Annotated in this window: 11 protein-coding genes; all 11 read left to right on the top strand. The window is 74.2% G+C overall.

From position 1 onward, the window contains the following. The first annotated feature begins 118 nt into the window (after positions 1–118). Positions 119–1,564: a xylulokinase gene (gene xylB / locus K304_RS0116315; RefSeq protein WP_027764627.1), complete on the top strand. Its 1,446-nt coding sequence runs from the start codon at positions 119–121 to the stop codon at positions 1,562–1,564. A 33-nt stretch (positions 1,565–1,597) separates the two neighbouring features. Then, positions 1,598–2,794, top strand: coding sequence for an ROK family transcriptional regulator (locus tag K304_RS0116310; protein WP_027764626.1), 1,197 nt, complete (start codon positions 1,598–1,600; stop codon positions 2,792–2,794). A 153-nt stretch (positions 2,795–2,947) separates the two neighbouring features. Further along, positions 2,948–4,423 (top strand): acyl-CoA synthetase, encoded by a 1,476-nt coding sequence (locus tag K304_RS0116305; protein ID WP_027764625.1) that lies wholly within the window; start codon positions 2,948–2,950, stop codon positions 4,421–4,423. Continuing rightward, on the top strand, positions 4,416–5,783 hold the full coding sequence (locus K304_RS0116300; RefSeq protein WP_027764624.1) for a carboxyl transferase domain-containing protein: 1,368 nt from the start codon (positions 4,416–4,418) through the stop codon (positions 5,781–5,783). Before K304_RS0116305 ends, K304_RS0116300 begins: the two co-directional genes overlap by 8 nt. Positions 5,784–6,012: 229 nt before the next feature. After that, the gene (locus K304_RS0116295; protein WP_037790728.1) at positions 6,013–7,281 is read left to right on the top strand and encodes an extracellular solute-binding protein; all 1,269 of its coding nucleotides are present in this window, start codon (positions 6,013–6,015) and stop codon (positions 7,279–7,281) included. Between the two features lie 41 nt (positions 7,282–7,322). Continuing rightward, complete coding sequence (locus K304_RS0116290; protein WP_027764622.1) at positions 7,323–8,753, top strand: lipase maturation factor family protein; 1,431 nt, start codon at positions 7,323–7,325, stop codon at positions 8,751–8,753. Between the two features lie 163 nt (positions 8,754–8,916). Then, a complete protein-coding gene (locus tag K304_RS0116285) occupies positions 8,917–9,828 on the top strand; it encodes a sulfotransferase family protein (RefSeq protein ID WP_027764621.1) in 912 nt (303 codons plus the stop codon). After that, positions 9,825–10,301 (top strand): hypothetical protein, encoded by a 477-nt coding sequence (locus K304_RS33660; protein ID WP_199779624.1) that lies wholly within the window; start codon positions 9,825–9,827, stop codon positions 10,299–10,301. Before K304_RS0116285 ends, K304_RS33660 begins: the two co-directional genes overlap by 4 nt. Then, entirely contained in the window at positions 10,298–11,479 is a 1,182-nt protein-coding gene (locus K304_RS0116275) for a glycosyltransferase family 4 protein (RefSeq protein ID WP_027764620.1), read from the top strand. Before K304_RS33660 ends, K304_RS0116275 begins: the two co-directional genes overlap by 4 nt. A gap of 46 nt (positions 11,480–11,525) precedes the next feature. Then, a complete protein-coding gene (gene cysC / locus K304_RS0116270; protein WP_027764619.1) occupies positions 11,526–12,080 on the top strand; it encodes an adenylyl-sulfate kinase in 555 nt (184 codons plus the stop codon). Further along, positions 12,077–13,000: sulfate adenylyltransferase subunit CysD (gene cysD, locus K304_RS0116265; protein WP_037790726.1), on the top strand; the 924-nt coding region annotated here is incomplete at its 3' end. The genes cysC and cysD, both read left to right, overlap by 4 nt.

Here is a 13,000-nt window from a genome sequence, read left to right as displayed (position 1 = left end):
CTCCACTCTCCTGTTCGGGGTTCCGCCGGTTCCGGGGGCTTCGGGACTCTATTCGTCATGCCCGTTGACAAACTAGTATGCGGGCAGGACCCCCGCGTGAGGAAGAGGTGAGGGAGCAGTGGCCGCACCCGAAGGGCCGTTCGTCGTCGGCGTGGACAGCTCCACCCAGGCCACCAAGGCGCTCGTCGTCGACGTGGCGACCGGCCGGGTCGTCGCCCGGGGGCAGGCCCCGCACACCGTGGACGCGACGTCCGGCCGGGAGTCCGACCCGGAGCAGTGGTGGACGGCCCTCGCCTCCGCGCTGGAGCAGTGCGGCCCGGCCGTGCGGCGGGCCTCGGCGGTGTCCGTGGCCGGCCAGCAGCACGGCCTGGTGACGCTCGGCCGGGACGGCAGGCCCGTCCGTCCGGCGCTGCTGTGGAACGACGTGCGGTCCGCGCCCCAGCGGGACCGGCTGCTGGCGGAGCTGGGCGGTCCGGAGGGCTGGGCCCGCCGGACCGGAAGCGTGCCCGCGCCGTCCTTCACCGTCACCAAGTGGGCCTGGCTCGCCGAGCACGAGCCGGAGGCCGCGGCGGCCACCACCGCCGTACGGCTGCCGCACGACTACCTCACCGAGCGGCTGACCGGCACCGGCACCACCGACCGCGGCGACGCCTCCGGCACCGGCTGGTGGGCGTCCGACACCGGCACCTACCACGCGGAGACCCTCGACCACGTCGGCCTCTCCCCCGACGCGCTGCCCCGCGTGGTCGGCCACGGCGAGGTGGCCGGCACCGTCCGCGACGGGCTGCCGCTGCCCTCCGGCGCCCTGGTGGCGTCCGGCACCGGCGACAACATGGCGGCGGCACTCGGGCTGGGTCTGCGTCCCGGGCAGCCGGTGCTCAGCCTGGGCACCTCCGGCACCGTCTACGCCGTCTCCGGCACCCGGCCGGCCGACCCCACGGGCACGGTCGCCGGGTTCGCCGACGCCGGCACCCGCTGGCTGCCGCTGGCCTGCACGCTGAACTGCACCCTCGCCGTGGACCGGGTCGCCGCCCTCCTGGGCCGCGAGCGCGAGGACGTCGAGGCGGGCGGCGGGGCGACGCTGCTGCCCTTCCTGGACGGCGAACGCACCCCCGACCTGCCGTACGCGTCCGGTCTGCTGCACGGCCTGCGGCACGACACCACCGGCGGGCACATCCTCCAGGCCGCCTACGACGGCGCGGTCTTCACCCTGCTCGACGCGCTGGAGAAGGTGCTGGGCGGCGAAGCCGCGGCGGACGGCGGAGCCGACGCCCCGTTGCTGCTGATCGGCGGCGGCGCCAAGGGCACCGCCTGGCGGGAGACCGTGCGCCGCCTGTCCGGGCGGCCGGTCCAGGTGCCCCGGGCGCAGGAACTGGTGGCCCTCGGGGCGGCCGCGCAGGCCGCCGGGCTTCTGATGGGTGAGGACCCGGCCGCCGTCGCCCGCCGCTGGGCGACCGCCGACGGCCCGGCCTACCCCGCGGTGCAGCGCGACGAGGAGACCCTCGACCGGCTGACGGCGACGCTCGGGAGCGCGGGCGCGCTGATGGGCCGGCCCGGCTCCTGACCACCAGCCGGCCGCAGCGCGCAGGAGGACCAGATGCCCGCTTCCGCCCCCAACTCGCAACAGGAGATGCGGCGCCGCAACCTCTCCCGGGTCCTGCGCACCGTGGCCGAACAGGCCCCCGTGTCCCGGGCGGGCATCGCCGCCCGCGTCGGGCTCACCCGGGCCGCGGTCTCCACGCTGGTCGACGAACTGCTGCGCGGCGGGCTGCTGACGGAGCTGGGGCCGGGCCGCACCGGCGGGGTCGGGCGTCCGGGCCACGCGCTCGACGTCGGCGCCCGCGGACCGTGCGGGATCGGCGCGGACGTCGGCGTGGACCGGCTGGCGGTGGTCGCCCTCGACCTGCGCGGCCGGGTCCGCGCCCGCGCCGAGGCGGAGGGCGACCACCGCGATTCCGACCCCGACGAGGTGCTGGCGCGCCTGGCCGCGCTGGTCGAGGAGACGGCCGCCGGGGCGGCCGGGCACGGACTGGCGCCGGCGGGGCTCGCCGTGGCGGTACCGGGACTGGTCGGCCGCGACTCCACCCGGGTGGTCCGCACGCCCAACCTGGGCTGGCCGGCCACCGACCTGCGCCCCCGACTGCCCCGGACGCTGCCGCTCACCGTGGACAACGAGGCCAACTTCGGCGCGCTCGCCGAGCTCTGGCACGGCGGCGCGGAGGCCCCCGCCGACTTCGTGCACGTCTCCGCCCGCATCGGCATCGGCGGCGCGGTCGTGCTGGGCGGCGAACTGCTGCGCGGGGCGCGCGGGTTCGCGGGCGAACTGGGCCACGTGCCGGTGGTACCGGAAGGCAGGCCGTGCGGCTGCGGGGGCCGTGGCTGCCTGGAGCAGTACGCCGGGGAGGAGGCCCTGCTGGGGGCGGCCGGACTGCCCGCCGGGCACGCCTCCCCGCGCAGCCGTACGGCCGTCCTCGCCGAACGGGCCGCGCAGGGCGACGCGGCCGCGCTGCGGGCGCTGCGGGACGCCGGGCGGGCGCTCGGCGTCGCCCTGGCCGGCACGGTCAACCTGCTGGACCCGGAGGCCGTGGTGCTCGGCGGGGAACTCGCCGGGCTCGGACGCTTCCTGCTCCCCGCGCTCACCGGAGAGCTCGCCTCCCGGCAGACCGCGCCCGCCCCCGTGCCGCGGCTGCTCACCTCCGCCGTCGGCACCGACGGGCCGGTGCTCGGCGCGGCCCGCTCGGTGGTGCGCGCCGTGCTGGACGACCCGATGGCGTACGCCCCCGCGCGGGCGTGACCGGGAGCTTCCCTGCACTTGCGCTCGGCGGGCGGCGTACCGGCCCCGGGCGTCGGCCGCCGTGCGATGCTGAGGGCGCAGACGTCCCTCACCTGCGAGACCACGCCCTGCCGACGCGCGGCATGCGCACCCGCGACCTGTGAAGGAGTACCGGTGTCGTCCCTCTTCCCAGCACTGCGCGAGAGCCCGGACCGGACCGCCCTGCGGTTCGGCGCGGACGTCCTGACGTACGGCGCGCTGGACGCCGCGTCCGGGGCGCTGGCGGAGAAGATCGCCGGGGCCGGCCGGGTCGCCGTCTGGGCGACACCTTCCCCGCACACGGCGGTCGCCGTGGTCGCCGCGCTGCGGGCCGGCGTACCCGCGGTGCCGCTGAACCCGCGGACCGGCACCCGGGAACTGGCGCACATCCTCGGTGACAGCGCCCCGGCGCTGGTCCTCGCCGCGCCCGGCGACGTGCTCCCCGAGGGCCCCGACACGCTGCCCCGCGTGGACGTGTCCCTGACGACCGGGGCGGCGCCGGGGGACGCCGCGCCCTCGCCGGAGGAGGAGCCGGGGCCGGAGACGGCCGCGCTGGTCGTCTACACCTCCGGCACCACCGGACCGCCGAAGGGCGCGGTGATCCCGCGCCGCGCCGTCGCGCACACCCTGGACGCGCTGGCCGGCGCGTGGGGGTGGACGGCGGACGACGTACTGGTGCACGCCCTGCCGCTGTTCCACGTGCACGGCCTGGTGCTGGGCGTCCTCGGCCCGCTGCGGCGCGGCGGCGCCGTGCACCACCTGGGCCGCTTCGACGTGACGGCGGTGGCCCGCGAACTGGCCGGTCCCGGCACGATGCTGTTCGGCGTGCCCACCATGTACCACCGGCTCGCCGAGGCCGTGGCCGACGACCGGGAGCTGGCCGGCGCCCTGTCCGGGGCCCGGCTGCTGGTCTCCGGGTCCGCGCCGCTGCCGCTGCGCGACCACCAGCGGATCGCCGGGGCGACCGGCCGTCACGTCGTCGAGCGCTACGGGATGACGGAGACGCTGATGAACACCAGCGTGCGCCTGGCGGACGACGGACGGTCCCTGAGCCCCGCCCGGCCGGGCACGGTCGGACGGGCGCTGGACGGCGTGGAGCTGCGGCTGGTGGACGAGGCCGGTGCGCCGCTGGAGGCGCGGGACGGCGAGACCGTGGGCGAGGTGCAGGTACGGGGTCTCTCGTTGTTCACCGGGTATCTGGGCCGCCCGGAGGCCACCGCGGCGGCGTTCACCGCGGACGGCTGGTTCCGCACCGGGGACATGGCGACCACCGATGCGGCGGGGGCGGTGACCCTCGTCGGCCGCAAGTCGACCGATCTGGTGAAGAGCGGCGGTTACAAGATCGGTGCGGGCGAGATCGAGAACGCGCTGCTGGAGCACCCCGGCGTGGCGGAGGCCGCCGTGACCGGCGAACCCGATCCGGACCTGGGCGAGCGCGTCGTCGCGTGGGTCGTGCCCCGGGACGCCGCCTCGCCGCCCGGCGAACGCGAACTGGCCGAGCACGTCTCCGCACTCCTCGCCCCGCACAAGCGGCCACGGCGCGTGCGCTACCTGGACGCCCTGCCCCGCAACGACATGGGCAAGATCCTCAAGCGCGCGCTCGATGCCTGACCGGCCGCAGGTCCCGGCGGGCGTCCCGGCCCGCGAGCTGCTGGCGGGCCTGGCCGACGATTTCGCCGAGGCCCCGCCCGAGTCCTGGGCGGCACCCGGAACGGCGGACGACGACGGCCCGCTGGGCTGGCCCGGGTACGGCGCGGCCCGGGGGAAGGCGCGGGCACGCACCGGGGAGGCGGAGTCGGTGGTGCTCGGCACCGGACGGGTCGACGGCACCGAAGCGGTCCTGCTGGCCTTCGAGTTCGGCTTCCTCGGGGGTTCGCTCGGAGAGCGCACGGGTGCCCGCATCGAGGCGGCGCACGTCCTGGCCCGGGAGCGCCGGCTGCCGCTGGTGTCGCTGGTCGCCACCGGCGGCAGCCGAATGCAGGAAGGCATGCGGGCCCTCTCCCAGCTCCAGCGCGTGGCACGGCAGTGCGCGCTCACCCGTGCCGCGGGCGTGCCGCAGCTGGCGGTGGCCCGGCATCCGACGACCGGCGGCGGCTGGGCCGCCGTGGCGTCCGGCGCCGATGTGGTGCTGGCCGTCGAGGGCGCGCAGGTGGCCTTCGCCGGCTCCCGCGTGCGGCCGGAAGGTGCGGACCCGGCGGCGTACACGGCCGAGGGGCAGTACGCGGCCGGGCACGTCGACCGGCTGGTGCCCGCCGGGGAACTGCGCAGCGCCCTCGGCCGCTGGCTGGCACTGCTCGCCGGACCGCCCGGGGACCGGCTGGAGCCGCCGCCGGCGCTGCGGTCGGCCGCCCCGCCGGCAACCGGCTGGGAGGCGGTGGAACGCGCTCGCTCCGCCGGACGGCCGCGCGCGGGCGCCTACCTGGAGGCGTGCTTCACGCGGCGCGAGGAGATCGGCGGCGACCGCTGCGGCGGCCGGGACGACCAGGGCGTCGCCTGCGGCCTCGGCCGCCTGCCGGACGGCACCACGGCGGCGTACGCGGCGCAGCTGGGCACCGCGACCCGCCCTGCCGGATACCGCACGGCGGCGCGTCTGGTCCGGCTCGCGGACCGGCTGGGCCTGCCGGTCCTCACGCTGGTCGACACGCCCGGTGCGGCGGGCGACGGCGAGGCGGAACGGGCGGGGACCGGCCCGGCGGTGGCCGAGTGCTTCGCGGCCGTGGCCGAGGCCCGGGTGCCGGTGACCACCCTGGTCGTCGGCGAGGGCGGCTCGGGCGGTGCTCTCGCGCTGGCCGCACCCGGCCACACGTGGCTGGTGCCGGAGGCGTACTTCTCCGTCATCGCGCCGGAGTCGGCCGCAGCCGTCCTCAAGCGGGACGGCGGGCGGGTGCGCGAGACCGCCGATCAGCTGCGCCTGCGCCCTCAGGACGTCGTCGCCCTCGGCGCCGCCCGCGGGATCGCCGACCCCGCCTGAGCACGCACGACCCCCCGCCTGGGCCCGCCCGCTTCCGCCGGGCGGGCCCAGGCGTCGCGGGGAGGTCCGGCCCGGTGCGGCGCGGGTTGCGCGGGTTGCGCGGGGAGGTCGTCCCGGCATCCCCCTTGACCCCGGCATTGGTCTATGCCAAAGCTGTGCGTCAGCCCCCCACAGTCCGCGCCGCCACCCGCCGTCCGGCGGCACCCGTGCGACCTTCCCTGGGGGAGCCATGCCCATTTCGTTCCGGAGGAGAGGCGCCGTCCGTGCCCTCGCGCTCGCCCTGAGCGGCGCCCTGCTCGCCGCCTGCGGCCTCATCGGCGAGAGCGACGACGGCCGGACGCTGACGGTGTGGCTGATGGAGGGCAGCCTCACCGACGGCCTCACCCGCGACCTGGTCCGCGACCACGAGGCGCAGCACCCGGGCGTCGAGGTGGAGGTGGTCGTGCAGCAATGGCCCGGAATCGACCGGAAGGTGACCGCCGCGCTGCGGTCCGGCGACGGCCCCGACGTCATCGAGGTCGGGAACACGCAGGTCGCGCAGTACGTGCAGACGGGGAAGGTGCAGAACCTGACCGTCCGGATGATGGACCTGGGCAGCGACGAGTGGCTGCCCGCCCTCGGGGCGTCCGGCCAGGTGGACGGCTTCCAGTACGGCGTCCCGTTCTACGCCGCCAACCGGGTCGTGGTCTACCGCAAGGACCTGTTCGAGGCGGCCGGGATCGACTCCCCGCCGCGCACCCGGGACGCGTGGCTGACCGCGACGGCCGCGCTGGACGCCCCGCCCGGCCAGCAGGGCATCTACCTGCCGGGCCGGAACTGGTACGTGCTGGCCGGCTTCGTGTGGGACGAGGGCGGCCGGCTGGCCGACGAGCGCAGCGGCCGGTGGAGCGGCGCCCTGGACACCCCGCAGGCACTGCGGGCCATGGACTTCTACCGCGAACTCCAGTCCCACGGGGAGGCGCCGCCCGCTTCCGACGAGGCGAACCCGGACCAGGAGCAGGTGTTCGCGGAGGGCCGCGTGGCCCAGCTGATCACCGTGCCCGGCGGCGCGCGCCTGATCACCGACGCCAACCCGGACCTGAAGGGCAAGCTGGGCTTCTTCCCCGTCCCGGGCGAGAAGCCGGGCGAGCCGTGTGCGGTGTTCACCGGCGGCTCGGTGCTGATCATGCCGGACGGCGAGGGGCTCGACGAGGAGGCGTACGCCTTCGTCAAGCTGCTGTCCGGCGACCGGTGGCAGCGGCGCATCGCCGGGGAGATGAGCTACGTGCCGAACAAGGCGAGGCTCGCCGGCGCACTGGACGGCGACCCGGGTGCGGAGGCCATGGCGCGCGCGGCCGAGCACGGGCACACCGTCCCCGCCTCCCCGTCCTGGGGCACGCTGGAGGCGGACAACCCGATCACCCGCTACATGACCGCCGTGCTGCGCGGCGAGGCGAAGCGCCCTGCGGCGCAGCGGGCGTCCGCGACCATCAGCCGGGTGCTCAACGGCACCGGCTGAGACGCGGTGAGCCCGGCGCCTCCCGGTGGTACCCGTCGCCCATGGAGTGGTTCACCGCACCAGAGCTCTGGCTCGCCCGGGAGATGGCGCAGCGCGGCCTGGCGCTGCTCTACGTCGTCGCCTTCCTCACCTCGGCGCTCCAGTTCCGTCCGCTGATCGGCGAGAAGGGCATGCTGCCCGCGGACCGGTTCGTCCGCGCGGTGCCGTTCCGCAGCGCTCCCGGACTGTTCCAGTGGCACTTCTCCGACCGCTTCTTCGCCGCCGTCGCCTGGTCGGGCGCGGCGCTGGCCGCCGCTCTGGCGGCGGGCGCCGGGGACGCCGTGCCGCTCGGGGCCGCGATGGCGGCGTGGGCGGTGCTGTGGGCGCTGTACCTGTCGATCGTGAACGTGGGGCAGACCTGGTACGGCTTCGGCTGGGAGTCGCTGCTGCTGGAGGCGGGATTCCTGGCCGTCTTCCTGGGCAACGACTCCGTCGGACCGCCCGTGCTGGTGCTGTGGCTGCTGCGCTGGCTGCTGTTCCGGGTGGAGTTCGGGGCGGGCCTGATCAAGTGGCGGGGCGACCGCTGCTGGCGTGAGCTGACCTGCCTGGACCACCACCACGAGACCCAGCCCATGCCCGGGCCGTTCAGCTGGCACTTCCACCGCCTGCCGCGCCGCATGCACCGGGTGGAGGTGGCCGCCAACCACGTCACGCAGCTGCTGGTGCCGTTCGCGCTGCTGCTCCCGCAGCCGGTCGCCGGGGCGGCCGCCGCGCTGATGATCGTCACCCAGCTGTGGCTGCTGCTGTCCGGGAACTTCGCCTGGCTGAACTGGCTGACCGTCGTGATCGCGTGCGGGGCGCTGGACACCTCGCTGGTGACCGGTCCTCGCGCCTACGGCTCCACGCCGCTGTGGTTCGCCGCCCTGGTGTGCGCGCTGACCGTGCTGGTGGCCGTGCTCAGCTACCGCCCGGTCCGCAACCTGCTGTCCCCGCGGCAGCGCATGAACCGCTCGTTCGACCCCCTGCATCTGGTCAACACCTACGGAGCGTTCGGCAGCGTGACGCGGGTGCGCCACGAGATCGTCCTCGAGGGGACGGACGCCGAGCACCCGGACGAGGACACCGTGTGGCGGGAGTACGACTTCCGCGGGAAGCCCGGCGACCCGCGCCGGCGGCCGCGGCAGTTCGCTCCGTACCACCTGCGGCTGGACTGGATGATGTGGTTCGCCGCGCTCTCCCCCGCATACACCCGTGGCTGGTTCGACGCGTTCGTGCTGCGGCTGCTGCGGTCGGATCCGGACACCCTGCGGCTGCTCCGCCGCAACCCGTTCCCGGACGGCGCGCCGGCGCACGTGCGGGCGCTGCTCTACCGCTACCGGTTCACCACCAGGTCCGAGCGCCGGGAGACCGGCATGTGGTGGCACCGCACCCTGGTCCGCGAGTACCTCTCGCCCGTACGGGCACCCGCCACGACACGTCATCCGTTCCGGTGATTCGTGGCCGGATCTGCGCGGTGCCGGTCGGGCCTCCTCGACCCCTCGGCCAGCGGCTGGAGCACCCCCGCGGAGCCGGGCGTGAACGATCCGCGCCGAATCCGGGGTTTAACCCGGAGGCCGCAGCTTGACCACGAATTTGCAACATGCCTAGCCTGCCGCAATGAGCCTTCGAAGGACACTGAACACATCCCTGCGCAAAGCCACCGGCTTCGAGATCCGGCGCGCGTCCATGCCGGAGACCGCCAAGCTGAAGCCGAAGGCAGCCGAGAAGGCTCCGCGGCCCAAGCCGATCGGGTTCCGCGAGACGAAGAACCCGGAGGTCGACCGCCTGCTCCGGAAGCCGGTCTTCATCATGTCGCCGGTGCGCTCCGGCTCCACCCTGCTGCGTGTGCTCGTCGGCGGCCACTCCAAGCTGCACGCCCCCCACGAGCTCCACATCCGCCGGCTGAGCGTCGGATACGGCACGTCCATCTCCAAGAAGGCCATGGACGCGCTGGACCTGGACACCGCCGACCTGGAGCACCTGCTGTGGGACCGGGTCATGCACCGCGAACTGGTCAAGCACGGCGGCGAGTTCATCGTCGAGAAGACGCCGAGCAACGCCTTCGCCTGGAAGCGCATCGCCGCCTGCTGGCCGGACGCCCGCTACATCTTCCTGCTCCGCCACCCGGCCTCCATCGCCCGTTCCTGGCACGAGTCGGACCCGGAGAAGCGTTCGGAGGAGGAGGCCACCGCCGACGCCCTGCGCTACATGAAGGCCGTCGAGCGGGCCCGGGGCGGCCTCACCGGCCACCTGGTCCGCTACGAGGACCTCACCGCCGAACCGGAGCAGACCCTCAAGGGCATCTGCTCCTTCCTCGACCTGGAGTTCGAGCCGCAGATGCTCGAGTACGGCCAGCGCGAGAAGAGCGACATGAAGCGCGGTCTGGGCGACTGGCGGGAGAAGATCCTCAGCGGCAGCGTGCAGCCGGGCCGGGAGCTGCCCTCCCTCGACGACGTCCCCGAGCTGCTCCGCCCGATGTGCGAGGCCTGGGGCTACACCAAGGATGCGGAGGGCGCGCACTCCGCATGAAACCCCACGCCGAAATCGACGAGGTGTGGCCGCGCGACGGCCGCATCAGACTGGTGGGCTCGGTCCACGGGCGGGAGCCCGGAGGCGACGGATGGCAGCTCGTGCTGGCGCTGCGCGGGCATGAGAAGTACCGGCTGTGCTACGACGCGCGGCTGGACGGCACCGCGTTCGACGCCTCGGTGCCGGTCGACGACCTCGCCCTGGACGGACTGCACAAGGCCGTCTGGGACCTCCACCTCTCGCCCGCGGGCGACGACGAGGAGACGCTGACGGTCGGCAGGCACCTGGACGACATCGCGGACAAGAGGAAGATCTTCGTCTTCCCCGGCCAGTCCGCCCACGACGAGGACGGAACGGTGGTCCGCCCCGTCTACAGCAACGCCGACGACCTGACCGTCGAGTGCGTCCCCGGCGACCTGCCGCTGAGCCCGGACGAGCTGCCCTTCGAGCGGACGGAGTGGATGGGCCGATGAAGATCCGCTACCTGCTGCTGCACGCCTACGGCACCGGCGGCACGATCCGTACCGTGATGAACCAGGCCAACACCCTGGTCGCCGCGGGTCACGACATCGAGATCGTCAGCGTCATAAGGCACCGCGACGAGATCCAGTTCCCGCTGGACGACCGGGTCGCCGTCACCTCCCTGATCGACGGTCGCGAGGCCAGGGCCGGCGCCCAGGGCTGGAAGGAGGGCCTGAAGAACCCGGAGGACGTCGCGCTCGCCCGCACCGCCCCGGAGCTCGTCCCGGCCGGCGAGTTCGGTGTGCGGTACTTCAACCGGTACGTCGAGGTCGTGGTCGGCGCCTACCTCGAAGGGCTCACCGACGGCATCCTGGTCACCACCCGGCCGGCGCTCAACATCCTCGCCGCGCACCACGCGCCCCGTCACCTGGTTCGGGTCGCGCAGGAGCACATGAACCTGTCGGTGCACCGCAAGGACGTCGTCGCCGCGATCCAGGAGTACTACCCCCGCTTCGACGCCGTCGCCGTGCTGACCCACCGGGACCTGGAGGACTACGGGAAGATCCTTCCCGACACCCACCTGGTGCGGATCCCCAACGCCGTCCACTCGATGGACCAGCAGCCGTCCGACTGGTCCCGCAAGATCGCGGTCGCGGCCGGCCGGCTCGCCCCCCAGAAGGGCTTCGACATGCTGATCCCGGCATGGGCGAAGGTGGCCGAGCGGCACCCCGACTGGCAGCTGCGCATCTTCGGCCACGGCGAGAAGCGGGCCCAGCTGCGCGCGCTCATCGAGAAGCACCACCTGTACAACCAGGTGCTGCTCATGGGCCAGACCAAGGCGCTGGACGACGAGTTGACCAAGTCCTCGATGTACGTGCTGAGTTCGCGCTTCGAAGGGCTTCCGATGGTGATGATCGAGGCCATGACGCACGCCCTGCCGGTGGTGAGCTTCGACTGCCCGACGGGCCCGGCCGACGTGCTCACCGACGGCCAGGAGGGCATGCTCGTACCGGCGGAGGACACCGATGCCCTCGCCGACGCGCTGATCCGCCTGATGGACGACAAGGCACTGCGCGAGAAGATGGGCACGGCAGCGCTGGAGACGGCGCAGAACTACGCCCCCGCGGCGGTGCACCCGCAGTGGGAGACGCTGTTCACCGAACTCCTCACCGCCTCCGGGCGGGACTGACACCGCCTCCGGGCGGGACTGACCGAGAGCCAAGGACGGGTAACCGATGAACGCAGCCGGCGACGACCGGCGGGGGGCCACCGTGTGGCTCACCGGCCTGCCCAGTGCGGGGAAGACCACGATCGCCCGCGCGCTGGCGGACCGCCTGGCCCGCGACGGCCGCAGGGTGGAGGTGCTGGACGGTGACGAGATCCGGACCTTCCTCACCGCCGGGCTGGGCTTCTCCCGCGAGGACCGCGACACCAACGTGCAGCGGATCGGCTACGTGGCCGAGCTCCTCGCGTCCAACGGGGTGATCGCGGTCGTCCCGGTGATCGCCCCGTACGCGGACAGCCGGGAGGCCGTCCGCAAGCGTCACCAGGCGGCGGAAACCACCTACCTGGAGGTGCACGTCTCCACCCCGGTCGAGGAGTGCTCCGAGCGGGACGTGAAGGGTCTCTACGCACGTCAGGCCGCCGGTGAGATCTCCGGTCTCACCGGCGTCGACGACCCGTACGAGGCACCTCAGGCGCCCGATCTACGGCTGGACACCCGTGGCCGCGGCGTCGAGGAGTCGGCCGGCGCGGTGCACGCCCTGCTGACCGAGAGGGGCCTGGCATGAGCGCGGCCGGCCCGGGCCAGGAGGGCTCGTACGGCGCGGAACTGCCCGACGAGCCGTACGTGCTGTCGCATCTGGACGCGTTGGAGTCGGAGGCGGTGCACATCTTCCGGGAGGTGGCCGGGGAGTTCGAACGCCCCGTGATCCTCTTCTCCGGAGGCAAGGACTCCATCGTCATGCTGCACCTGGCGATCAAGGCCTTCGCCCCCGCCCCGGTGCCCTTCTCCCTCCTCCACGTCGACACCGGCCACAACTTCCCCGAAGTCCTCGCCCACCGCGACGCCACCGTCGAACGCCACAACCTCCGCCTCCACGTCGCCCACGTCCAGGACTTCATCGACGACGGCACCCTCCGCGAACGCCCCGACGGCACCCGCAACCCCCTCCAGACCGTCCCCCTCCTCGACGCCATCGACAAGAACCGCTTCGACGCCGTCTTCGGCGGCGGCCGCCGCGACGAGGAGAAGGCCCGCGCCAAGGAACGCGTCTTCTCCCTCCGCGACGAATTCGGCGGCTGGGACCCCCGCCGCCAGCGCCCCGAACTGTGGCAGCTCTACAACGGCCGCCACTCCCCCGGCGAACACGTCCGCGTCTTCCCCCTGTCCAACTGGACCGAACTCGACGTCTGGCAGTACATCGGCCACGAGAAGATCGAACTCCCCGCCATCTACTACGCCCACCGCCGCGAGGTCTTCTCCCGCAACGGCATGTGGCTCTCCGCCGGCGACTGGGGCGGACCCACCGACACCGAGAAGACCACCCTGCAGACCCGCACCGTGCGCTACCGCACCGTCGGCGACATGTCCTGCACCGGCGCCGTCGACTCCGACGCCGACACCAACGACGCGATCATCACCGAGATCGCCGCCTCCCGCCTCACCGAACGCGGCGCCACCCGCGCCGACGACAAGATGTCCGAAGCC

The sequence above is a fragment of the Streptomyces sp. CNS606 genome, from assembly GCF_000426325.1.
Note: the sequence above shows the minus strand (reverse complement) of the source record. Positions and strands in the feature narration are given on the sequence as shown.

What these genes read in the sequence shown, in the direction of transcription:
- K304_RS0116310 (WP_027764626.1), top strand. Translation starts at nt 1,598, where the DNA reads ATGCCCGCTTCCGCCCCCAACTCGCAACAGGAGATGCGGCGCCGCAAC.
- K304_RS0116300 (WP_027764624.1), top strand. Translation starts at nt 4,416, where the DNA reads ATGCCTGACCGGCCGCAGGTCCCGGCGGGCGTCCCGGCCCGCGAGCTG.
- K304_RS0116295 (WP_037790728.1), top strand. Translation starts at nt 6,013, where the DNA reads ATGCCCATTTCGTTCCGGAGGAGAGGCGCCGTCCGTGCCCTCGCGCTC.
- K304_RS0116290 (WP_027764622.1), top strand. Translation starts at nt 7,323, where the DNA reads ATGGAGTGGTTCACCGCACCAGAGCTCTGGCTCGCCCGGGAGATGGCG.
- K304_RS0116285 (WP_027764621.1), top strand. Translation starts at nt 8,917, where the DNA reads ATGAGCCTTCGAAGGACACTGAACACATCCCTGCGCAAAGCCACCGGC.
- K304_RS33660 (WP_199779624.1), top strand. Translation starts at nt 9,825, where the DNA reads ATGAAACCCCACGCCGAAATCGACGAGGTGTGGCCGCGCGACGGCCGC.
- K304_RS0116275 (WP_027764620.1), top strand. Translation starts at nt 10,298, where the DNA reads ATGAAGATCCGCTACCTGCTGCTGCACGCCTACGGCACCGGCGGCACG.
- cysC (WP_027764619.1), top strand. Translation starts at nt 11,526, where the DNA reads ATGAACGCAGCCGGCGACGACCGGCGGGGGGCCACCGTGTGGCTCACC.